This window comes from Sorangium sp. So ce185 (assembly GCF_051526825.1).
GTDB lineage: Bacteria > Myxococcota_A > Polyangia > Polyangiales > Polyangiaceae > Sorangium > Sorangium cellulosum_D.
In genome coordinates, this window is sequence record NZ_CP150316.1 from 10,552,839 (window position 1) to 10,574,728 (window position 21,890).

Annotated in this window: 22 protein-coding genes; 3 read left to right on the forward strand and 19 right to left on the reverse strand. The window is 71.6% G+C overall.

Annotated elements, in window-relative coordinates:
* Positions 1 to 94: 94 nt before the first annotated feature.
* Together WMF26_RS38770 and WMF26_RS38775 are read right to left on the reverse strand one after the other, a co-directional pair.
* On the reverse strand, positions 95 to 1,129 hold the full coding sequence (locus WMF26_RS38770) for a DUF6268 family outer membrane beta-barrel protein (RefSeq protein ID WP_437996820.1): 1,035 nt from the start codon (positions 1,127 to 1,129) through the stop codon (positions 95 to 97).
* Positions 1,126 to 1,389 carry a twin-arginine translocation signal domain-containing protein gene (locus tag WMF26_RS38775; protein ID WP_061622160.1) on the reverse strand — a complete coding sequence of 88 codons (264 nt, stop codon included), beginning with the start codon at positions 1,387 to 1,389 and terminating at the stop codon, positions 1,126 to 1,128. The genes WMF26_RS38770 and WMF26_RS38775 overlap by 4 nt, the downstream gene beginning before the upstream one ends.
* 100 nt (positions 1,390 to 1,489) lie before the next feature.
* Between WMF26_RS38775 and WMF26_RS38780 the strand changes: the two genes are divergently transcribed.
* Positions 1,490 to 2,137: a TetR/AcrR family transcriptional regulator gene (locus tag WMF26_RS38780; protein WP_061622161.1), complete on the forward strand. Its 648-nt coding sequence runs from the start codon at positions 1,490 to 1,492 to the stop codon at positions 2,135 to 2,137.
* Between the two features lie 76 nt (positions 2,138 to 2,213).
* On the opposite strand, the gene WMF26_RS38785 is transcribed toward WMF26_RS38780, so the two are convergent.
* The 5 genes from WMF26_RS38785 to WMF26_RS38805 form a co-directional block, all read right to left on the reverse strand.
* Complete coding sequence (locus WMF26_RS38785) at positions 2,214 to 2,948, reverse strand: ferritin-like domain-containing protein (protein ID WP_437996821.1); 735 nt, start codon at positions 2,946 to 2,948, stop codon at positions 2,214 to 2,216.
* Complete coding sequence (locus WMF26_RS38790) at positions 2,945 to 3,631, reverse strand: hypothetical protein (RefSeq protein ID WP_437996822.1); 687 nt, start codon at positions 3,629 to 3,631, stop codon at positions 2,945 to 2,947. The genes WMF26_RS38785 and WMF26_RS38790 overlap by 4 nt, the downstream gene beginning before the upstream one ends.
* Before the next feature lie 465 nt (positions 3,632 to 4,096).
* Positions 4,097 to 4,747, reverse strand: a complete 651-nt coding sequence (locus WMF26_RS38795) for a TetR/AcrR family transcriptional regulator (RefSeq protein ID WP_437333219.1) — start codon at positions 4,745 to 4,747, stop codon at positions 4,097 to 4,099.
* Between the two features lie 477 nt (positions 4,748 to 5,224).
* Positions 5,225 to 6,145, reverse strand: a complete 921-nt coding sequence (locus WMF26_RS38800) for a transposase (RefSeq protein ID WP_437996823.1) — start codon at positions 6,143 to 6,145, stop codon at positions 5,225 to 5,227.
* 280 nt (positions 6,146 to 6,425) lie between these two features.
* A complete protein-coding gene (locus WMF26_RS38805; protein WP_437996824.1) occupies positions 6,426 to 7,433 on the reverse strand; it encodes an AraC family transcriptional regulator in 1,008 nt (335 codons plus the stop codon).
* Positions 7,434 to 7,525: 92 nt separating this feature from the next.
* On the opposite strand from WMF26_RS38805, the gene WMF26_RS38810 reads away from it, so the two are divergent.
* A complete protein-coding gene (locus tag WMF26_RS38810) occupies positions 7,526 to 8,407 on the forward strand; it encodes an NAD-dependent epimerase/dehydratase family protein (RefSeq protein ID WP_437996825.1) in 882 nt (293 codons plus the stop codon).
* A gap of 72 nt (positions 8,408 to 8,479) precedes the next feature.
* Here WMF26_RS38810 and WMF26_RS38815 read toward each other — a convergent pair whose 3' ends face one another.
* The 10 genes from WMF26_RS38815 to WMF26_RS38860 all read right to left on the reverse strand — a co-directional run bounded on the left by WMF26_RS38815 (position 8,480) and on the right by WMF26_RS38860 (position 18,543).
* A complete protein-coding gene (locus tag WMF26_RS38815; RefSeq protein ID WP_020739749.1) occupies positions 8,480 to 8,866 on the reverse strand; it encodes a VOC family protein in 387 nt (128 codons plus the stop codon).
* Between the two features lie 54 nt (positions 8,867 to 8,920).
* On the reverse strand, positions 8,921 to 9,304 hold the full coding sequence (locus WMF26_RS38820) for a helix-turn-helix transcriptional regulator (protein WP_437951174.1): 384 nt from the start codon (positions 9,302 to 9,304) through the stop codon (positions 8,921 to 8,923).
* A gap of 686 nt (positions 9,305 to 9,990) precedes the next feature.
* Positions 9,991 to 10,776: a DsbA family protein gene (locus WMF26_RS38825; RefSeq protein ID WP_437996826.1), complete on the reverse strand. Its 786-nt coding sequence runs from the start codon at positions 10,774 to 10,776 to the stop codon at positions 9,991 to 9,993.
* 143 nt (positions 10,777 to 10,919) lie between these two features.
* Entirely contained in the window at positions 10,920 to 11,558 is a 639-nt protein-coding gene (locus WMF26_RS38830; RefSeq protein WP_437996827.1) for a zf-HC2 domain-containing protein, read from the reverse strand.
* On the reverse strand, positions 11,555 to 12,178 hold the full coding sequence (locus WMF26_RS38835) for an RNA polymerase sigma factor (RefSeq protein ID WP_437996828.1): 624 nt from the start codon (positions 12,176 to 12,178) through the stop codon (positions 11,555 to 11,557). The genes WMF26_RS38830 and WMF26_RS38835 overlap by 4 nt, the downstream gene beginning before the upstream one ends.
* A 916-nt stretch (positions 12,179 to 13,094) precedes the next feature.
* Positions 13,095 to 13,970, reverse strand: coding sequence for a putative glycoside hydrolase (locus WMF26_RS38840; RefSeq protein WP_061628475.1), 876 nt, complete (start codon positions 13,968 to 13,970; stop codon positions 13,095 to 13,097).
* 266 nt (positions 13,971 to 14,236) lie between these two features.
* Positions 14,237 to 15,403, reverse strand: coding sequence for an ABC transporter permease (locus WMF26_RS38845; RefSeq protein WP_020739752.1), 1,167 nt, complete (start codon positions 15,401 to 15,403; stop codon positions 14,237 to 14,239).
* A gap of 52 nt (positions 15,404 to 15,455) precedes the next feature.
* Positions 15,456 to 16,622, reverse strand: coding sequence for an ABC transporter permease (locus WMF26_RS38850; protein WP_061628476.1), 1,167 nt, complete (start codon positions 16,620 to 16,622; stop codon positions 15,456 to 15,458).
* Positions 16,619 to 17,317, reverse strand: coding sequence for an ABC transporter ATP-binding protein (locus WMF26_RS38855; protein WP_061628477.1), 699 nt, complete (start codon positions 17,315 to 17,317; stop codon positions 16,619 to 16,621). Before WMF26_RS38855 ends, WMF26_RS38850 begins: the two co-directional genes overlap by 4 nt.
* On the reverse strand, positions 17,314 to 18,543 hold the full coding sequence (locus WMF26_RS38860; RefSeq protein WP_437996829.1) for an efflux RND transporter periplasmic adaptor subunit: 1,230 nt from the start codon (positions 18,541 to 18,543) through the stop codon (positions 17,314 to 17,316). Before WMF26_RS38860 ends, WMF26_RS38855 begins: the two co-directional genes overlap by 4 nt.
* A gap of 459 nt (positions 18,544 to 19,002) precedes the next feature.
* Here WMF26_RS38860 and WMF26_RS38865 point away from each other — a divergent pair, with 459 nt between their 5' ends.
* Positions 19,003 to 20,076: an NAD-dependent epimerase/dehydratase family protein gene (locus WMF26_RS38865; protein WP_437996830.1), complete on the forward strand. Its 1,074-nt coding sequence runs from the start codon at positions 19,003 to 19,005 to the stop codon at positions 20,074 to 20,076.
* 1 nt (position 20,077) lies between these two features.
* On the opposite strand, the gene WMF26_RS38870 is transcribed toward WMF26_RS38865, so the two are convergent.
* Both WMF26_RS38870 and WMF26_RS38875 read right to left on the reverse strand, forming a co-directional pair.
* Positions 20,078 to 21,124: a Kelch repeat-containing protein gene (locus WMF26_RS38870; RefSeq protein ID WP_437996831.1), complete on the reverse strand. Its 1,047-nt coding sequence runs from the start codon at positions 21,122 to 21,124 to the stop codon at positions 20,078 to 20,080.
* Between the two features lie 51 nt (positions 21,125 to 21,175).
* Positions 21,176 to 21,841, reverse strand: coding sequence for a hypothetical protein (locus WMF26_RS38875; RefSeq protein ID WP_437996832.1), 666 nt, complete (start codon positions 21,839 to 21,841; stop codon positions 21,176 to 21,178).
* Between the last annotated feature and the right edge of the window lie 49 nt (positions 21,842 to 21,890).

Sequence of the window (21,890 nt, forward strand, 5' to 3'; positions counted from 1 at the left end):
GGCGCCTGGTGTGCGCCTCGCCCCCACGCCGCGGCGTCGCGAGGGGAGAGGGCCCCTCTGGAGGCGTGGTGGAGCCATCGCGGCGGGCCGCGCCTCAGCTCCTCGGGATACGCCACGTCGCGCCGGCGCGGAAGAAGAGCACGTTCGGGATGCTCTGCCCTTCGCCGGGGATGCCATCGTCATCGGCGTTCATCGGCTCGAAGCGACGGAACAGGCTGTGGCCCGCCTGGGCGGTCAGCCACACCGTCCCGAAGGCGCGCACGCCGAGCGTCACGCCCGCGGTCGCGACCGAATAGGCGATGTGATCGACGCAACGCTCGGGCCGCGCCACCCGCTCGTCCGGCTCGGTCGCCGGGTCGTCGGCCGGCTGGGCGGCGCAGGGCCACGCGCCCGCGACGCGCGCGTCGCGCACCGCGTAGGCGTTCCCCGCCAGGTCCGCGCGCAGGCCGAGCTCGACGCGATCCGAGAACAGGAGCTTCGCCGTCGCGAAGCCAGGGAGGAAGGCCTCGAGGCGGAGGTACGGCGTCGGTGTCCAGTCGACGTAGGCGGCCGGCAGCGGGAGGAACGTGCCGAAGCTGAACGACGCGAGCGCGCCGCCCCCGAGCACGAGCTGCTCCGAGAGCGTGTTGGTCACGAGCCCGAGCGCGCTGATGCGGGCGAGCCCGCCGTCGAAGCCCTCGAAGTCGCCCGCGAGCCCGGGCGCGACGCGCAGCGAGAGCGACCAGTCGCGGGGGAGGAGCTGGACGAACAGCACGGAGACATCGACGGAGTGAAAGGCCCGGAGTTGGTCGAAGCCGGGCAAGGCGTCGGCGTAGGAGACCGCTTCGACGTGGTACATCGCCCCCGGGATCAGGAACGTCTTCTCCCCGAGGGGGAGGGGCACGTTGACGCTCGCCTCGTACGACGTGACCTGCGCCCGCGTCGGGCGTGGGTCCTCGAGCGCGGCGCCCGGCATGTACTGCGCGCTCAGGTCCGCGAGGTCGGGGAGCTGGGCCCACGCGGCGCCCGGCGCGAGGACCCACAGGAGCGCCGCGAGGGCGAGGAGCCGCGCGGTCCGCGCGATCCGGCGGGGGGCGCCTCCTCGAAGCTGCGCCGCGGAGCGCGCGGCGGCGCGATCGGCGGGCCTCATCGCGTCACCCGCTCGTCGAGCCCGTCGAAGAGCCGCGCCTGGGCCAGGAAATACCAGCGGGCCGCGTCCATCACCGGCTGGCCGATGAGCTCGCAACGGTGCCAGACGCCCGCCGCCTGGCCCTTCGCGAGCGCGTCGTCGCCGTGGAACCAGGCGGACGCGACCTCCTGGTCGAGCCCACGATGGCCCGGCGCGCAGCCGAGCGCGGCCGAGCTGCCCGCGACCGCCGTATGGGTGAGGAACCTCCGTCGATCGATCATCGATGTATCTCCGGCGCCTTACAAAACAAACGATTCAAACGAAGGTTTAAATCGTTGACATCTGTACGGCGCGTCGTCAAGATTTGTTTCAAACAAGCGTATGAACGACCGAGACCCCCCTGCCCACGCGGACGATCCACGCCAGCGGCTCGTGGTCGCCGCGATCGACCAGATCGAGAAGCACGGCGTCGGGCAGGCGACGGTGCGGAGGATCGCGGCGGCGGCGGAGGTGAACATCGCCGCGGTGAACTACTACTTCCGGTCGAAGGAGGCGCTGCTCGCGACGGCGCTCGAGGTGTCGATTCGCAACATGCTCGAGCACACCGAGGAGTTCCTCGCCCGGATGCCCGACGATCCGATGGAGGCGCTCAGCGGGCTGCTCGGCTACCTCCTCGAGGGCTGCCTGCGCTTCCCGAACCTGAGCCGGGCCCACCTGCACGACGCGTTTCACGCCGACGACTACAGCGGTCCTTTCCCGACGCTCTTCGCGCCGGTGGTCGTGCGCCTGCGCGACGTCGTCCGGGCGGCGGTGCCTGGGCTGGAGGAGCGGGCGGCGGCGCGCCGCGTGGTGGCCGCGCTCTCGGCGGTCCTGTTCCCGGGGTTCTTCGCGGGGCTCTACGAGGGGCTGAGCGCGCTCGGCTCGCCGGCCGACCGCGTCACCTACGCGCGCGAGCTGGCGCGGCAGACCCTGGCGCCCGCGGAGACCGAGGCGCCCGCGGCCCGCGGCAAGCGGCCGAAGCGCGGGTGATCCGCGAGGGTCACCCGAGGGGGCGGGTCCCGGCGACGAGGGAGGGTGTCCCGGCGGCGCGCGAGCGCGCGGCGGGTCAGCACGCGAAGTAGCGACGGAGCCCGGGGCGGATGACCTCCTCGATGGTCTCGTCGAGCAGCACGCGCGCTTTCAGGCCGCTGCACAGCCCGAGCTGCTCGCCTTGCGGCGGAGCGTCGTGGGGCGGCAAGTGCGCGTGCTCGTGCTGCACGAGGTGCCGGAACGCGACGGGGAAGTAGCGCTCGACCGCGCTCCGCTCCGCCGCGGAGAGCTCCGGCGCGACCTGCTCGAGCAGGCGCCAGCCGAAGCGGGCGTGCCCGACCTCGTCGGCATAGATGCGCGTCAGCAGCTCGAGCAGCGGCCCGGGCGGCATCTCCAGCCGCTCGGCGCCGATCAGGGCCACGGCCACGGTCTCGCTCATGCAGCAGACGTGGATCACGTTGCGGAGCACGGCGGCGCGGGGGGGCGCGTCGCGGTGCAGGGGGAACTCCGGGCGCTCCGGGACGCTCGCGGTCGCGGCCCCGCCGAGGGCCTCCACCACGGCGCCGCAGAGGATCCCGTGCCGGCGCTCCTCGGCGGCGAAGCCCCGGCACGCGTCGGCGAGCTCCTTCGGGAAGCCCGCCTCGGCGAGCTGGCGCGCGAGCGCCTCGAACACCGCCGACGACGCGTGCTCGTTCACCATCCGCCCGTGCCAGGTGCGGATCGCCGAGGGGAACAGCGCCGCCGGATACCCGCTCACGTCCAAGGCTCGGGCGCGCGCCTCGTCGCGGAGATCGAGCTGCGAGGCGTTCATGCGACCTCCGGCGCGGCGTCGGCGTCGAGCGCGGGCGGGACCGGGGGGCCCCACGGCGTGCAGAACGTCTGGGAATAGAGCTCCTGCTCGGGCGCGACCACGTTGCCGAAACAGCAGACGCCGCGGACCGGCTCGGCCTCCCGGTACGAGATGGCGCCGGCGCCCACGCCGACGATCAACGCCGTGCAGCAGTTCACGAAGGAGGCGTCCTCCGCGAGGGCGACCACCTCCTGCTCGGAGAGGCCTGCCCCGCGCGCGGGCGCGCGCTCTGCCGTGTAGTCGAGGCAGCAATCGAGCTCGGCGCGAGGGCGGGCCTCCGCGTCGTCGAGGCTCGCCGGCTCGGCGCACGCGAGCTCGGGCGGCTCCGGTTGGGCGGCCTCGGAGCAGTCCGGATCGCCTTCCGCGGGCGTGCAGCCGGGCGCGGGCTCCTCCGCCGTCGGCGCTGCCCCGCCGTCGCCGGCGTCCTCTCCGGCCGGAGCCGCGTCGTCGGGCGCGTCCGGCGATCCCGGCGCGTCCGGTGATTCCGGCGCTTCCGTCGCGAGGTGCTCGTCGGGATCCAGATCCGATGACGGCCCGCCGGTGGTGATATGCCCGCCGCAGCCGACCGAGGCGCCATAGGCCAGCGCCCCCAGCGCGACCCTCGCCGCCGCACGCAATGCTGCCCGTCTCGTCTCCTCACGCATACAGTTCGCCTCCACGAAAGGTGGTACGCGCTGCGGAGTGCCTCCGCCGCGGTACAAGCCGCTCGCGCGGCCCGCGTGAATCAGCGTACGCGCGCAGGAAAGCGGAGGGAATCTGCATTTTCTACACAGCATTGAATCAAAAATCCGAACAATGGCGCCGCGGTCCCTGCCGTCGCGGCGCTCACGAGGGCGCGGGCATCGCCGCGCGGTTGCCGGCGTGAATGCGACGGCCGCTGATGCTCGGAGGGGTGCTCTCGCGCGCTTCGAGCCTTATCGCGGCGCCGGGACGGCGGCGTGGAGCTCCTCCGGGGGCGCCGTCGAGGACGGACACGTTGCCGTCGTCCGGCCGGTGAGCGCCTTTGGCGCGAGCAGGCGGCGCTGGCCTGCTCTGCCGTGCTCCGCGAGGCGCACGATACGCGTGCATCGACCCCTCGGATTCCTGGTCTGTCGTGCCAGCGCCGTGGATCAGGTCGTGGGGGTGAACGGGGCCCGCCACAGCCCGACGAGGGCGTCCACCAGCCCGACCGCGGCGGCCTCCCACGTTGCTCGCGTCGTGGCGGTGCCTGCTTGCAGCGCCCGCTCACGCTCGGCGCACATGTGCACGATGAGCTGCCGGCTCATGTCGCCGCGCTCGGCGCGCACCTCCTCCGGGAGGACCGGCATGAGCCGGATCAGCCCTTCGATGGTCTCCTGCATCGACGTCGAGGCGACCGTCTCGTCGATCACGATGCGGCGGAAGGCAGGGTCGGTCGTCGCCTGGGCGATGAAGCGCGCATACCAGCTCGGGCTGCCCAGCGAGGCGAGGTGCTCGGTGAGCGGCCGCACCAGGCACCCGATCCAGTCGCGCAGGTCGGACGAGCCCTTGATCGAGGCCAGCATCTCCGCGCGCCGTCGCTCGATGGCCGGGGCATGGCGGCGGACGATGGCGAGCACGAGGTCGGCCTTGGTGCCGAAGTGATAGCCGACCGCAAAGTTGTTCGCCTGCCCCGCGGCCTCGCTCACCTGACGGTTCGAGACCGCCGCCACCCCCTGCTCGGCGAAGAGCCGCTCCGCGGTGGCGACGATGAGCTCGCGGGTCTCGTTCCCGTGCGCTTGCCTGACCCTCGAGCTGGACATGATCGCCAGCATACCGCGACCCGACCCGGGTTGACCCGCGACCCGACCCGGACCCGCGTCCGTCGCGACCCGCGACCCGACCCGCGCGACCCGACCCGCGACCCGACCCGGGTTGACCAGCCCGGCGCGACCAGCCCGGGATCGACCCGACCCGGGTTGGCCACCGAATCGACCCAGGTCGGCAATCATGTGACCCCGACGCGACTCCACCCGCGACGCGACCCGACCCGGGTTGAGACGTGCGTGCAGAGACGTGCGTGCAACGTGCCCCGACCCGGGTTGACCCGCGAGCCTCGACCCGGGTTGACGGTCACGGAGGTGGTCTAACGCAGGTTGCGGCGACCTGTGGCCGATCGCCCGAACCGGGTTGGCAGTCGCGCCGCGACGCGGAGACGACTCGCGTCGCCCGCCACACGACCATGCTGGGCGGCCCAATCCAGGTTGTGGCCGCTCCCTGCGCGCGCAATTGCGCCGCGTCTATGCCGAGAGCACGAGGTCCTGCACTATGACGCCGTGAAACACGCGCATCCACCACGTCCCCGCCGGGAATACGACGCTGCGCACCCCGGCGCGCCAGCGTTCGAGCGCCGCGCGGTACGAAGCGCGAAACGCCCGCACCGCAGCACCAGCGATGCGCCAAGCATCCCCCTGCTCGCTGCCGACCGCGAACGTAGGATTGCATTCGCGCAGCGCCTCAAAGCTCGTAGCACGCGCGTAGGGGGAGACCTCACGTACTCGCTCGGCGCCCAGGAAGCGACGCCCCTGCCGCAGCAGCTCCTCATGGGCCTGCGCTTCCTGGCGCTCGAGCTCGGCGGCGACCTCTTGACGGAAGGCCTCCGCGCCGTCCTGTTCAATGACCGGCGGCAGCGAGAGCGAGAGCGTAATTTCCTCAGGCCACTGAGGGTTTTCCGGGTCAAGATACGCAGAGGGGCGCGCGGCGCGCAGCACGCCGTGACCGAGCGCGTCCATATCCACCTTGGCGCCCGGCCACTCACGCGCATGTCGGACGAGGCCTGCAGCCACGGGATTTGCGAGTATATACGCGATCTTCTCCACTACGGCCGCGCGCGTCAGCAGCCGTACCACGCTCGGGGCCTCATGGTCCCACACCGGTCCTTCCCATGTGCGGAGCACCTTCGTGCCGAGCGCGACGATGCGATGGAAGAACTGCAGGAAGCGCGGCAAAACGCCCGCCACGTCGGTCACGATCAAGTGCAGATGCGTTGACATCGCGCAGAGCGCGTGGACCCGGAGGCCATAGCGCCGCGCGGAGACCGCCAGGGCGTAAATCAGGAGCTGAGTGATCGCCGCGTCGGGGCGGAAGAGCAGATGTCGACGCAGGACGCGACGGGTGATCATGTACGTGGCGCCGGGAGTGATCTCGCGGGGCTGGCTCATGGCTGAGCGTGCAATAGCAAACACCATGCCAACAGTTCCCGCGGGTGATTTCAAGGAGTTATATCAGCTCCGTGGGTGGCGGCGCCATGACGCCCTCCGTGTCCGCCATCCTGATTGATCCTGGCTGCAGCTATCTCTGCCGCTGTTATCTCGCTTTGCTTTGTTGCCACCTCGACCTTGACCTTGTTGCTACCTCTGTTGCTACCTCAACCTGGGTCGTGCTGCCCTCTGCTCCGTTGCTCTGTCTGGCTACCTCAACCCGGGACGGGTCCAACCTGGGTCAAGTCGTCTTCAACCCGGCCGGGTCCAACCTGGGTCGGGTCGGGTCGTCTCGGGCCGGGTCCAACCCGGGTCGGGTTGTTGTTGCTGATCCGATTGCCCGATAGGCTCCCGGGGAAACCCCGACCTCTCGACGGAATGCGACGCCGAAGGCGGCCTGGTCCCGGTAGCCCACGGACGACGCCACCTCGGCGAGGGCACACTCGGGATGCTCCCGCAGCTTCTCCTTCGCCAGCTCCATACGCCAGCGCATCAGGTGCCGGAGCGGGCTCTCCCCCACCTGCTCGCGAAATGCATGAGCAAAACCCGAGCGGCTCATGCCCGCCTGCCGCGCGAGCGACGCCACGGTCCACGTGCGCTCCGGCGCCAGGTAGAGCGCGTCTAGCGCGCGGGCGACGCGCTCGTCCGCGAGCGCGGCTCGAAAGGAGCCGGCAGGCGCGGGGCGCTCGAGCTCCGCGCGAATCGCCTGCAGCAGGAGCAGCTCCGCGAAGCGCGCGGCCATCACCGGTGCGCCAGGTCGCCGGACGTGCACCTCGTCGCGGATGCCGTCCAGGAGCCGGCCGAGACCGGGCACGGGCTCTCCGGAGCCGGCGTGAAGGAGCACCACCGAGGGCAGCGCGCGCAGCAGCAGCGACCTCCCGGCGCCGACGAGGCTCATGGCGGCGCAGAGCACCACCGTCCTCGCGCCGTCGCCGCCAAGCCGGCGCCGCACCGTCTGCGCACCCGGCGCAGGAGGCGCGAGCCAGCGCCCCTCGTCGTCGACCGGTGCCCCGGGTCGATGCCGGAGGCAGTGGGGAACGCCGTGCGGCAAGAGCAGCAGGTCGCCCCGACCCACGTGAATCTCTCGGCCATCCAGCTCCAGCCACATCTCGCCTTCGAGCAGGTGGTGGAGCAAGACGAGCTCTCGCCGGCCGACGCGGGCCCCCCAGGGGGCTCCGAGCTCGACACGGCCGAAGTGGCTGGCCTCGATGCGCACGTGGCGGAGCAGCGCGGTGAGGACATCCGGCATTGGACGATCGCAAAAGGAACCTGGATCCTACCACATGGATGACCCGCGGGGCGTCCGCCAGGCTTCGACCACCAACCCACAAGGAGCCAGACATGGACATCTTCATCACGGGCGCGAGCGGATTCATCGGTTCGGCGGTCGCCCGCGCCCTGGTCACGCGCGGACATCGCGTCCGCGGGCTCGCGCGCAGCGACGCGTCGGAGGCGACGGTTCGGGCCTGCGGAGCGGATCCGGTGCGGGGCGATCTCTACCAGCTGGACGTGCTCGCGCGCGAGGCGGCGGCCGGCGACGGCGTGGTGCACACCGCGGCCACGGCGGGGGAGGATCGCGCCGCCACGGACGCGGCGGCGGTCACCGCGATGCTCGCGGCCATGAACGGCGGCGCCTTCGTCACGACCACCGGGGCGCCGATGGCTCGATCCTCGCGGGTGCCCGTGTCGGAGGACGATACGGTCAACCCCGGTGGGCCGCTCGAGTGGCTGGTGGCGGCCGAGTCGCGCGTGCTCGGCGCGGCGGGGCTCCGCGGTCTGGTCGTGCGGCCTCCGATGGTCTACGGCGATGGCGCAGGCCCGGTGGCGGGCCTGGTGAGCGCCGCGCGCGCAGCGGGGGTGGCGCGCTATATCGATGACGGCACGAACCGCTGGTCCACCGTTCATGTGCGGGATCTGGCGGTGGCCTACGCCATGCTGCTGGAGTCGGACGCGGCGGGCGTGTTCCACGCCGCCGACGCGTCGCCCGAGCCGATGGCGACCCTCTTCTCGGCGATCGGCGATGTCGCGAGGGTGCCCGTGCGCTCGTGGAGCCTCGCCGAGGCCCGGGCCGCGCACGGGCTCATGGCAGGCTTCCTGGCCATGGACGCCGCCCTCGATGCGGCCAAGCTGCGCCGCCTCGGCTGGACGCCGCGCGTGGGAGAGGCGCTCGGAGGGATCTGTGGCGCGCTGCGCAACCCCGCGCAGGGGTACGGAGCCTCGTGAACCGCGCTCCAGGGCAGCAGCGGCGGACCCCGAGCTCTGCTGCCGGAGCGCCCGCAGAGCGGCGCTCGCTGGCTAGAGCGGCTGATAGAGCTGGATCAGGTTCCCGCAAGTGTCCGAGAACACCGCGATCATGACTGGGCCCATCGGGGTGGGCTCCTGTGTGAACGCGACCTGGCGCTCCTTGAGGCGCGCGAACTCGGCTCGCAGGTCGGTCACCTCGAACGCGGTGAGCGGGATGCCCTGCGCGAACATCGCCTGCTGGAACGTCTTCGCGGCCGGGTTGGCGTTCGGCTCCAGCACGAGCTCGACGTCGTCGGGGCCCTCCGGCGAGACCACGGTGATCCATCGATACTCCCCGACGGGGAGGTCGTTCTTCTTCTTGAACCCGAGCACCTCGGTGTAGAACTTCAGCGCTCGGTCCTGGTCCTCGACCATGATGCTGTTGAGCTTGATCTTCATCGTTTGCCTCGCTGAGCTGGCGGTTCTGGGCCGACTTTGCCAGGGTCGCCCGCATCAGGCTTCTCGAAAACTGCGAAACGCCTCCGGCGGCAGGCGGCCCATCAGGCTGAGGCACCCCGGGACGAGCTCCCACGGGAGCTTCCCCGGCACCTGGACCATCGCGCGCAGCCGCCGCTGGTACGCCGAAGGCGGCATGCCGATGCGCTGCGCGAACAGAGCGCTGAAGCTGCCGAGGCTAGAGAATCCTACCTCCATGCACACGTCGGTCACGGAGTGCCGCCCGGCGGCCAGGAGCTGCTTGGCCAGGTCGAGGCGCTGCCGGATGCGATACTGGTGCGGGGTCACGCCGAACACGGCCTCGAACTGCCGGATGAAGTGATAAGGAGAGATCGCCGCCTCGCGGGCCACGTCCTCGATCGACAGCTTCGTGTCGTGCACCTCGGAAAGCAGGTCGCGTGCCCGACAGAGATTCCTCAGTGCGTCCTGTCCCAGCAGCATCGCCAGCGTCCACGATAGGCCGCGGCGGCAACGGGCACAAGCGGTGCAACCCGACCCGCGGCTGGCGCAACGAGACCTGCCCTGCGGGTCGCTGCCTCAACCCGGGTCGGGTGGCGGGTGGCGCCAGGTGGGGCCAGGTCAACCCGGCCGCCTCAACCCAGGTCCGGACACCTCAACCCCGGACACCTCAACCCCGGACACCTCAACCCCGGACACCTCAACCCCGGACACCTCGGACACCTCAACCCGGGCACCTCAACCCGGGTCGCGGTCGCCTGCCTCAACCCGGGTTGCGCGGGTCGGACACCTCAACCCGGGTCGGACACCTCAACCCAGGTCGGACACTTCCGGACACCTCAACCCGGGTCGGGTCGCTGGTCGCTCGACGCCTCAACCCGGGTCGGGTCGCGGCGCCCGCTTGAGGGGGCGGACGTCGATTGCGCGGCGGACGGAGGTGCGCGTCTCGCGGCTGCTGCGCGAGATCAACTGCGGCGCCGGTGGCGCCCTGGCGGCGGGCGGCGCGCGTGGCTGAGGATGGTGCTATGTCGCCGGAATCATTCGAAGATATGCCGAGACACATGACGATTCACGCCGTCGGCGCTTCGGTCGCCGGTCGCGCGCTCTCCTCAGCGCGCGGCGAGGGCCTGGTCGATCGCACCGCGGAGGACCTCCGCGGGCTGCGCGCCGATGATGCGGCGCCCGTTCACGAAGATCGTCGGTGTGCCCCGGAGACCGAGCCGGGTCGCCTCCGCGTCGTCGGCCGCGACGGCGGCGTCGAGCGCGCTGGAGCGCACATCGCGCTTGAAGCGGGCGAGGTCGAGGCCGAGACTGGACGCGACGCGCTCCAGCGAGGCGTCGTCGAGCGCGCCGGGTGACGCGAAGAGCGCGTCGTGGAACTCCCAGAACCTGCCTTGCTCGTGGGCGGCGAGCGATGCCCTCGCTGCCGCGCGCGCCCGCGCGTGAATCGGCAGCGGACGGTGCTTGTAGGCGACACGGAGCTTGCCCTGGTACTCGGCCTCGAGCTCTCTGAGGGTCCGCGACGCCTTTGCGCAGAAGAGACATTCGAAGTCCGAGAAGATCACGACCGTCACCGGGGCGTCCTCCGGGCCGCGCGCCGGCGCGGCGCCGATTGCCACCGCCTCGACCGGCAACTGCTCCGGGGGCTCCGCGCCGGCGCTGTGCGCGTCGCAGTCGCAGGACCGGCCCGGGTCGTCGCAGCCCGCGGCCGCGGGGGCGCGCTCCTCCGCAGCGGCCGCGGGGGCGCGCTCCTCCGCAGCGGGCGCGGGGGCGCGCGCCGTCAGGACACGCTCGCCTCGAGGGAGCGGTTGGTTCTCGGTGTCCCCGCGCGCCTCGGCGCACGCAGTCGCGGAGACGACTGCGGCAAGCAGCGCGAGCACAGCGACACGGGACATCTGGATGGACAGGCATCGAATCGAGCGGCTCATCGTGGTTCCTCCTCGGCCGCGCGGCATGGCGCTGCCGGCGCCGCGGCGCGGCGCTCGCTCCCCCGCGGGCCTCACCAGCGCTGTGGCCCGCCGACGTCGCGAGTTACGCGCTACGGCGCGCTGCCCGCCTCCCCGCCCGGAGCCGCGTGACCAGGGGCGACGCGCTCGGCCGCGGCCTCCTCCATCGACGATACGGCGGGCACACACCCGTCGCAGACGCTCTCGTCGCAGAGGGGCGCGTTTGCGATCACATCGTCCTCGAGCGGCTCCGCGGCGCGCGCTTCAGACGCGCGCGCGGCCTCGTCGGTCCGCGCCGGCGGGGGATCAGCCACCGCCTCGACGGGCGGCGGCTCGGCAGGGCGCGGCTGCGCCGCGACGGCGGCGAGCGCCAGCGCGACGGCCGCGGCCATCGCACGCATCCCCCACGGGGCCGATGCCCGCACCGCCCGACGCCCGCCGGGGCCGCGGCGGGCCGGCGCGCCGGCGTCCGCGTTCGCCCACGGCGCCGCGTCCTCGACCGCGCGCGCGGGCGTGCCCTCGGCGGCGCGCGCGAGCACCGCTTCGAGCAAGGGCGGCCCGGGGAGCGCCGCCGCGCGCGCTGTGAACAGCCGTTGCTCGGCGCGGAGGCAGCGGAGCTCGGCTGCGCAGCGGCGACACGCTTCGATGTGCGCGGCGACGCGCTGCGCCTCGGCCGGGTCGAGCGTGCCGTCGGCGTACGCCTCCACCGCCTCGATCGGGCACGCGTTCATCGCTGGCCTCCTTCGTAATGTGCCAGCGCCGCGCGCAACACCTGCCGGGCGCGGTGGATCTCGACCTTGGTCTTGGGCACGCTCCACTCCATCAAGCGCGCGATGTCCTCGTAGCAGAGGCCGTGGTCGAGCCGGAGCAGCAGCGCCGCGCGGCGGTCCTCGGTGAGCTGCGCGAGCGCGCCTTGCACGACGCCGATGGCTTCCCGGCCGAGCAGCTCGTCCTCGGGCGACGGCAGGGCGCTGCCACCCTCGCCGCGCACTTCCCACGGTTCGAGCGGCGCGTCGTCCACGACCCGCCGCCGGCGCACGCGCGCCCTGCGGAACTCCAGGGACACGTGCCGGGCGATGCCGAAGAGCCACGGCGCTGGGCGTTCGACGGCCTGCAGCGTGTGCAGACGCCGGTAGGCGCGGACGAAGGTCTCCTGCGTCGCGTCCGCCGCGGCGGCGCTGTCCCCGAGGAGGTCGCAGAGGAACCGGTGCACGCCCCGAGCGTGCGCGGCGTAGAGCTCCGCGAGCGTGCGCCGGGCCGCGGCGCAGGCGCGCAGCTCCGTGAGCTGGTCAGCCGGAGCGCTGCGCTCGTCGAGCGCAAGCGCCGTCGCGGCGGGCCACACGTCAGGCATGGATGCCACGCAGCCACTGTGGCCGGCTCTGGCCGGAGGTTACAGGCCCTCGACGAAGACGGAGCGCGGGAGCGCGGGGGCACCGCGGGGGCGGTCTGCTGACCTGCTGGCCCGACCCGGGTTGACCCCGCGGTCTGACCTGCTGACCCGACCCGGGTTGACCCCACGGTCTGACCCGACCCGGGGTGCTGACCCGACCCGGGTTGACCCCGCGGTCCGCGCAGTCCGCCCCGACCCGGGTTGACCCCGCGGTCCGCCCCGACCCGGGTTGACCCCGCGCGCGCCACTCCGCGCGCCACTCAACCTGGGTCGGTTGTCCACGCGGGTTGACCCGCGACCCGCGGTTGACCCCGCGAACCGCGTCGCCGCTCAACCTGAGCCAAGTCGCTGGCTCAACCTGGGTCGGATCACTCCGGGCCGGGTTGCCGTTCACCGCAACCCGGGTCCGGTTCCCGCGGCTGCCGCTGCCCCGGTCAGGTTGCCGCCTCGGCTCAACCCGGGCCGGGTCGTCCCCGCTCAACCTGGGTCGGGTCGCGGCAGCGCAACCCGGGTCGGGTCGATTCGATTCGACCCGGGGCGGCTCGCTCCTCGGGTCGGCGATCCTCGCAATCCGCAACCCGGGTCGGGTCGCGCCTCCTGGTCGGTCGCACCGCAACCCGGATCGGGTCGGTCAACCCGGGTCGGTCCGGTCCGGGTTGTTCATCTCAACCCGGGTCGGGTCGCTGGTCGGCTCAACCCGGGTCGGGCTGCCGCTGGTCGGGTCGAATCGACCCGGGGCGGATCGCTCCTCGGGTCGGCGATCCTCGCAATCCGCAACCCGGGTCGGGTTGCGCGGGTCGGGCTGCCGCTGGGTCGCTGGTCGGCTCAACCCGGGTCGGGTCGCTGGTCGCTGGTCGCTGGTCGCAACCCGGTCGGGCTACCCCCCTGGCAGGAACGCGCTCTCCTCGTACGCGCTGCGGGCATTCCACGCCGCGTAGCCGGCGCAGCCGGCGTCCTCGATCGCCCGGATCTGCTCCCGAACATGCCACGGCGTATATTTGTACCGCCGCATCGGGCGCGAGCTGTCCAGGTCGAACGCCTGCACCCAGCTGCGCAGCAGCGCGATCCGCCCCGGCAGATCGGCCACCCTCTGCCAGCCGGCCGACAGCGACGCGTGGACGGTCTCGTACGGGTGATGGGCAGGGTTCGCGAGCCCGAAGCTGCCGGGCCCCCAGTGCGACGGGTACGGCATCGGCATCACGTAATCGAAGAGCTCCACCGCATCCTCCAGCCGCTGGCCCACGCCGTCCTGCGGCCCGAGGAGCGTGATCCCGAACAGATCCGCCGAAATCGGCCGCGACGCCGCGTCGCCGACCTCCGCGCGAAGGAACTCGAAGAAAGCGCGGATCGTCGGCGCCCTCTCCTCGACCGGCGTCCGCGACCGCGGCTCGCGCGCCGCGCCATAGCGCACGTAATCGTAATTCACCTCGTCGAAACCGACCTCGAACGCACGGAGCGAGATCTCCGCGATCTCTCGCCATCGCTCCTCCGAGCCTGGATCGTACCAGCCCCGCGGACCTCCCTTGAACGCGACCAGCCGGGCGATGAGGTAGATCCCGGCGTCGCGAAGGGCTCCCAGCCTGACCCTGGTGGCCTCGTCGCGATCCAGGAGGAGCGCTCCTCCATCCGACCGGACATCGATGACCAGGGAGTTCAGCTCCGTCCGCTGAACCAGGGAGGAGAGCCGATTCATCCGGTCCGCGCTCCTCCCTGCCGCGAAGTTCACGTAAATCGCCTTGGTGACCGTGGGCATGCCGTTCCCCCCGGCCAACGTAGAGCACGCCGCCGGCCACCCGCGCACGAGCCCCCTCGGCCAAGACACCGTTCCCGGCCGACACACATCGCCCTCGCCGCCCCTTCGGCCCTCTCCCGCTCTCCCCCTCCCCTCCTCGCAACGCGGCCGCGCGCCCCTCGCTCAGATCGCCACGAAAGGGTGCTCCTGCATGTACGCCAGGCTCGTCTCGCGGCCTGGAATCCCGGCCACCCCCGAGCCCTCCCGCCGCCCGGGTCGCGCCCGAGCTACCCCCGCATCGCCTGGATCGGGCTGACCCGCGCCGCGCGCAGCGCCGGGAAGAAGCCGCCGAGCACGCCCATGATCACGGCGAGCAGCACCGACGCGATCAGGATCCCCGGCGTCGGCTCGAACGTGAACACGATCTCCGAGAAGCTCGCGAAATTGATCGTCGAGAACCGCACGAACCTCATCCCGAGCGCGGCGAGCACGCCGAGCGCCCCGCCGACCAGCGCGAGGAGGACCGACTCGATCAGGAACGACGTGAGGATGCTCAGCCGGGAGAAGCCGAGCGCCCGCAGCGTGCCTATCTCGCGCTGCCGGTTGGCGATCGACGCGTGCATCGTGATCATCGCGCCGATCATCGCGCCGATCGAGAAGAACACCGCGATGAGCACGCCCATCCCCTTGATGAACATGCTCGTCCCCTCGGACTGCTTCTCGTAATACTCGCTCTCGCGCATCACCTCGAGCCCGAGGTTCCGGTTCTGCTCGATCGACGCCTCGAACGCGTCGAACTTGCTCTCCGAGGCGAGCCGCGCGCGCACCGACGACACGCTCCCCTCCCGGCCGAACGCCGCTCGCGCCGTGTGCAGATCGGCCCAGACCTCGGACTCCGACGAGGAGCCGCCGTCCGAGAACACCCCGACCACCTTCACCGGCCGGTTCTTGCGGAGATCGAACGACTCGCCGATCGACAGGCCCTTGAAGCGGCGGTAGATCGCCTGCCCCACGATCACCTCGTCCGTGCCCGGCTGCGCCGGCCGGCCCTCGACGATCTTCACCTGCGAGCGAAACGCGAGCACGTCGTCCGGCACGCCGCGCACCTGGACGTTCGAGACGCCGTCCGTGCCGAGCTTGTCGAGGAGGATCACCGCCACGACCTCCGCCGCGCCGTCCGGCTTGCCGTCCTGCCGCTTCGCCACCTCGGCGCTCGCCAGGATCAAGCCGATCTGCTGCTCCTCGACGCTGCTCGCCATCTCGACGTCCGATCCCTTCCGGATCACGATCGCGACGTCGCTCCGCGCCGTGCGCCCGAGCGTGCGCTCCACGCTGTTCGCGAGCATGAGCACCGAGGCGAACACGAACACCACGAGGCCGAGCCCCGCCGCCGTCGCGACGGTCGTCGTCTTGCGCACCACCAGATTCCGAACATTGTAAGCGACGGGGATCATCAGCGCTCTCTCCCGCTTTCAGGTGTCCTGGACAGGCTCCGACGTCGCTCGCTCACGCCACGCGCCGGAGCGCGTCGGTGACCGAGAGCTTCGAGGCTTGGTGCGCCGGCAGGAGCGACGCGACCAGCGACAGCCCCATCGAGAGCAGCACCGCCATCACCATCGTCAAAGGATCGATCCGGAAATAAGGGAACATGCCGCCCATGTTCTCCTCCAGCCACCGCCCCATCCCGAGCTCGATGATCGGATAGGCGATCGCGAGCCCCACGAGCCCCGCCAGCAGCCCGGTGGTCGCCGCCTCCCCGATGATGAAGATCCGCACGTGCTTCGGCTCGAATCCGAGCGCGCGCAGCACGCCGTACTCCCGCGACCGCTCCCGGACGCCCATCGCGATCGTGTTGCCGAGGATCATCATCATGATGAGGAGGATGATGACGGACACCACGTTCAGCGCCGTCAGCACGGCCGACATCATCGCCATGAACGACATGTTCATCGCCCGCTCGCTCATCGTCGCCGTCTGGATGTCCTTCTCATCGAAGATCTTGTCGATCGCCGCGCTGATCTCCGCGCTCCGCGACGGATCGTCGATCCGCGCGGCCATCCAGCCGATCTGGTCGCGATCCCGCTCGGGGATCGACTCGTTCAGGTAATCGTAATGGAAGATGAACTGCGAGCGGTCGATCGACTTGCGCGACGCCGTGTAGATCCCCGAGACGTTGAACTGCCACGGCCCGGGGTAGATCGACCCCTCCAGCGTCACCGTGTCGCCCACCTTCACGCCGAGCCGCGTCGCGAGGACGTCGCCCACGATGGCGCCCTTGCGATCGGCCTGCCACCGCTCCATGTCCGCCGGCGAGACCACCATCTCGTCGTAGACCTTGAAGAACGTCGCCGACTCGACCGCCATCGAGCCGAAGAAATTGGTCGCGTCGCGCGGGTCCTTGCCGCCGAACCAGTTCATGAACGTCCCCTCCGTCACGCCGGGGACCTCGCGGAGCGTGGCCATGTAACGCTTCGGCAACGGGAGGATGAACGAGATCTTGTGCCGCGTCGCGATCCGGTCCTTCGCGGCGTAGTCGGCGGCGACGTTCCACGCCGTCAGCACCGTCCGGAGGAGCACGAACGCGAGCACCGCCACCGCCGCGCCGATCACGGTCAGCAGCGTCCTGAACTTGTTCCGGAGGACGTTCCTGGCGGCGACGGAGACGAGGTTCATGACAGGTTCCCCTTGTCGAGCCGGCGCGTCACCGTGGCGCGCTCGGCCGCTTGCGGATCGTGCGTGACCATCAGGATGGTCTTCTTGAACTCCTTGTTGAGCTTCTCCAGCAGCGTCAGGATCTCGTCGGCGCTCTTCCGATCGAGATCGCCGGTCGGCTCGTCCGCCACGATGATCGTCGGGTCGTTCACGATCGCCCGCGCGATCGCCACCCGCTGCTCCTGGCCGCCGGAGAGCTGCCGCGGATAATGGCCCATCCGCTCCTCCAGCCCGACCACGCGCAGCGCCGTCTGCGCGCGCTTCCGCCGCTCGGACGCCGACAGATCCGTGAGCAGGAGCGGCAGCTCGACGTTCTCGGCCGCGGTGAGGACCGGCATCAGGTTGTAGGCCTGGAAGATGAACCCCATCGTCCTCGACCGGAAGCGCGCCAGCTCGCCGTCGCTCATCCGCGTGAGCTCCTGCCCCGCCACGCGCGCCGTGCCGCGCGTCGGGCGATCGAGCCCGGCGATGAGGTTCAGGAGCGTCGACTTGCCCGAGCCCGAGGGGCCCATCAGCGCCTCGTACGACCCCTCCGGGATATCGAGCGTGATGTCGTCGAGCACCACGATCGGCTCCTTGTCGCGGAAATAGGTCTTGCCGACCCCTTGCAGCTCGACAATGGGCTTCGGCTTCCCGTCGCGATACCCCTCGGTCATTCGCTCCCCTTTCCCTTCTCCTTGATCTTCTGGCCGTCCGCGAGGTCGGCGGGCGGCTTGACCACGAGGCGCGCCCCCGGGGCCGGGCCGTCGAGCAGCTCCAGCCCCCCCGGCGCCGGCCCTCCCACCCGGATCGGCACCATCTTCGTCTGGCCCTGGTCGACCACGAACACCACCTTGGCGCCGGCCCGCTCGACCACCGCGGCCTCCGGCACGACCCGCTTCGGCGGCTCCTTCATCGCCTCTTCGGACAGCGCCTCCGCGAGGAAGCTCACCCGCGCGCTCATCTCCGGCAGCGCCTCCTTCGCCTCCCCGACGAACTTCACCTTGACCGGGATGGTCGCCTTGGCGCGGTTCACCCGCTTGCCGATCTCCAGCGTCGTGCACCGGTGGCGCTTCGACGGATACGCGTCGAGGACGACCTCGCACGGCTTGCCGGGCTCGATGAGGTAAAGGCGCGTCTCCGGGACGTCGGTCTCGACGACGAGCGACGTGAAATCGGCGATCTCGACGAGGCGCGGCAGCTCGAGGCCGACGACCTCCCCGACCTCCGGCGGCTTCGTCATGATCGTGCCGCTGATCGGCGCGACGATCTTCCGCTCGGCCAGCGTGACCCGGAGGCTCTCGACGTCGGCCGCCGCGGCCTTGACCTCGGCGTCGGCCGCCGCGGCCGACTGCGCGAGGGCGTTCATGCGCGCGGTCAGGTCCTCCATCGAGGCGCGGCCGGTCACCTGGCGCTCGACCAGCGCCCGCTCCCGAGCGACCTGCTGCTCCACCTCGGCGATGCTCGCCCGGGAGGCGGCGGCGCGCGCACGCGCCGCGGCGACCTTGGCCTGGGCCGCGGCGACGAGGCTCTTCTGGTCGGCGTCCTCGAGCTCCACGAGCGGATCGCCCGCCTTCACCACGTCGCCTTCCTTCACGAACACCCGGGCGATGCGGCCCGGGATCCGGACCCCGACCCGGGAGACGACCTGCGGGACCACATACCCGGTCGACGTCACCGAGATCGAGGCCTGCGCGGGCGAGACCAGCGCGACCTCGGTGGTGGCGACCTCGGTCTTGAAGATCGCGCTCTGCGCCCTCGGCGCGACGAACACGGCGGCGCCGGCGATCGCCGCGAGCGCGAGCACGGCGACGAGCGCGGTGCGGAGCGGACTCCGCCGATCGGGATCGACGTCCCGCCGGATCCGGAGCGACGCGAGATCCGAGCTGAGCTGGTCGGACACGGCGCCTCCTTATCACGCTTCGGGCGTGGCGTTTATATTCTAACGTTAATTCCTGACACGCGGCGCCGGCCGCGCCCGACAGGCGCCCGCGGCGCCGCGCCGCGGCCGGCTCGCCGCTTTCCTCGCGGACCGGCGCCCTGTGCCGTGGCAATCTGCACGTCCCGACTACAATGCATCGCGCGGCGCCCGATGCGAGGGGCACGCGAGGTAGGATCGCGGCAGGACGATCGCCGGCACGAGCGGGGGCGCGGACAGGACGACCGAGGACCCGCTCCTCCGCGGGGCGGTCGCGCTCTGGGAGAGGCTCGCCCGCGCGCCGAAGATCCTCGTCTGCGCGGACGGCCCCGCGTCCGGCTTCGCCGGCGGCGCGCCGTGGCGCCGCAAGCTCCTCGATGCGATGGGCGTCCTTCATCGTCCCGGTTCCAACTCCGACCGTCATCGGGTAAGGGAGCGAGCGACATGGATCGGCTCATCGAGGACGAGCTGCGGAGCCTCTCGGGCATGCTCGGCGACATCGCGCTCCGGTTCGAGGGGAAGACGGTGCTCATCACCGGCGCGGCCGGGTTCATCGGGGGCTACATCGTCGGCGTCCTCCAGGAGCTCAACCGCAGCCGGTTCCGCCGGCCCGCGCAGATCGTCGCGCTCGACAACCTCATCACCGGGACGAAGGAGAGCGGCTTCTTCGACCTCGGCGACCCGAACCTCGTCTTCGAGACGCACGACGTGACGAAGCCGTACCTGCGCGACATCAGGCCCGACTTCATCCTTCACGGCGCCGGCATCGCGTCTCCGGTGTACTACGCCCGGTACCCGCTCGAGACCATCACCGTGGCGGTCGACGGCATCCGCAACGTCCTCGATCTCGCGCGCCGCACGCGCCCCGAGGCGGTGCTGTATTTCAGCTCGAGCGAGATCTACGGAGATCCGGATCCCGCGTTCATCCCCACGCCGGAGGACTACCCCGGGCGCGTCTCGCCCACGGGGCTCCGCGCCTGCTACGACGAGTCGAAGCGCCTCGGCGAGACCCTCGCGATGGTCTATCACCGCCAGTTCGGCGTCCCGGTCACGGTCGTTCGCCCCTTCAACGTCTACGGCCCGGGGATGCGGCGCGACGACTCCCGCGTGCTGCCGAGCTTCCTGAACGCCGCGCTCGACCGGCGGCCCATCGAGATCCACCGCGGCGGGGCGCAGACGCGCACGTTCTGCTACGCGACCGACGCGGTGAACGGCTTCCTGCGGGTGCTGCTGCTCGGCCGCCCCGGCGAGGTCTACAACATCGGCTCCGACGCCGAGGAGATCACCATGCGCGATCTGGCGAAGCGGGTCGAGCAGGCCGCCGGCGAGCCGCTCGACATCGCGCTCGCGGGCTATCCGGAGGGGTATCCGGTGGGCGACCCGAACCGCCGCTGCCCGGACATCACCAAGGCGTCGAGGGAGCTCGGGTACACGCCGACGATCTCGCTCGAGCAGGGCCTCCCCCGGATGCTCGCCTGGTACCGGCTCCTCCGGAGCGTCGACCGGCCGAGCGGCTGAGTCACTGCGCCACGTCGACGGACTCGACGGACGCCGTGAGCTCGTTGTCCGCCGCGGAGCGCCCGCCGACGACGATCACCTCGCCGTCGCCCGGGCAGATCAGGGGGCTGAAGTAGCGGGTGAACGCGAGCTCTCCCGCGGGCTCCCAGCCGTCGCCGGCGTCGTTGAGCCGGAAGAGGCCGTCGGCGTAGTTGACGTAGAGGTCGTCTTCATCGTTGCACGCGGTCGCGCCGAATCCCTTGATCGGGATCTCCGAGGGGAGCTCGGGGCCTTCCGCCCACGTCTCGGTCTTCGTGTCGAACGAATAGACCGCGCCCGAGAACGACTGGTCCTCGCCGACGCCTCCCACGGCGTAGATCACGTCGCCGCGCCTCGCGACGCCCAGCGAGCGGAGCTTGAACGGCGGCTCCGGCATGGGGACCCACGTTGCGCCCGGCGTGGCCAGGTCGAGCATGAACCCTCCGGTCAGGAACTCTCCCGGCCCCTTGAGCTCCCAGCCCGCCACGACATAGAGGCGATCGCCCACGACCACGGCCCCGTGCCCCGAGCGCCCCTCGGGCATGTCCGGCAGCGCCTCCCACGCCCCGGCCTCCGGATCGTAGCGCTCCACGGTCGCCACCGAGGTGAGCGCTTCGGGCTCGCCGGCGGCGTTGTCGGCGCGGAGCCCGCCGACCCGGATCACGCGGCCGTCGACCACCGTGAGCGCCGTGCTCTCCAGGTGCTCGACGGTCCCGAGGTCTTCCCACGCGCCGCCGGGCAAGAGCGAGAGGCGCCGGAACGCGCTCGACTGGTTCTCGGCCGCGAAGTCCCCGTCGCCGAGCTTTCCCCCGTAGGTATACAGCGTCTTGTCCACGAGGACGGCGCCGAACGAGCTGACCGCCTCGACGAGATCGGGGTAGTTGCGCGCCGTCTTCACCTCCGGCGCCTCGGGCTCCTCCTTCCCATCGACCGGCTGCACCCCCTCGTCGCCGCAGCCGAGGGCCATCAGCGCGCTCGCCGCGGCGAGCGCCAGGTACGTGAAACGGTGCGATCGATTCCGGTGCGACATCGTGACGGATCTCCTTGGGTCGAGAACGATTCGATGGATGAAGGCATCCCCTCACTCGATCGCGGCTCCGTGCGCGATCCAGCGGCGGACGGTGTCTCTCTCGCCGGCGGAGAGCGGCTTGAGCGTCGGCGGCATGGCGAGGCCGCAGGTCTCGCGGCACGTGAGGATCTCGCACGCTAGCGTGCCGTCGATCTTGTGCATGAGGAAGCTGTGCTCCGGATCTCCCGGCGCCACGCGCTTCATCCCGACCGCGCCGCCGGCGTCGGCGTTCACGTTCTGTTCCCGGAGGGCGGCGAGCTCCGCGTCGCCGACCTGGTCGGGCGGCGTGTCCGCGGTCGGACCCAGGTAGGGCTGCAGGGACGAGCCGTTCTTGCGCGCGTGGCACGCGGCCCCGGTCGCGCACGAGCGCTGCAGCAGCGGCAGCACCTCCGCCCTGAAGTCCACGGGCGCCCCCGGCTCGAACGCCGCGTAGTCGTAGCAGGACCCGCCGCCCTGCCCTCCTCCCCCCGCGCTCCCGCCCTGCCCTCCTCCCCCCGCGCTCCCGCCTTCTCCGTCACCGCCGGCCGGGGCGCCGGGAGCGCCGCGCTCGCCGCAGGCGCAGGCGCAGGCGAGCGCGACGGCGAGCGCGAGGAGACGGCCGAGCCGGGCGCCGCGCGACGGATGGCCGGCCGCGGCGCGCGGATCGTGCTCGAGGGCGTGCGAGCTGGCGAGCTGCATACGGAGGGTCGCCGGGGGTGGATCCGGCGATCGGTGCATACCAGAGCTC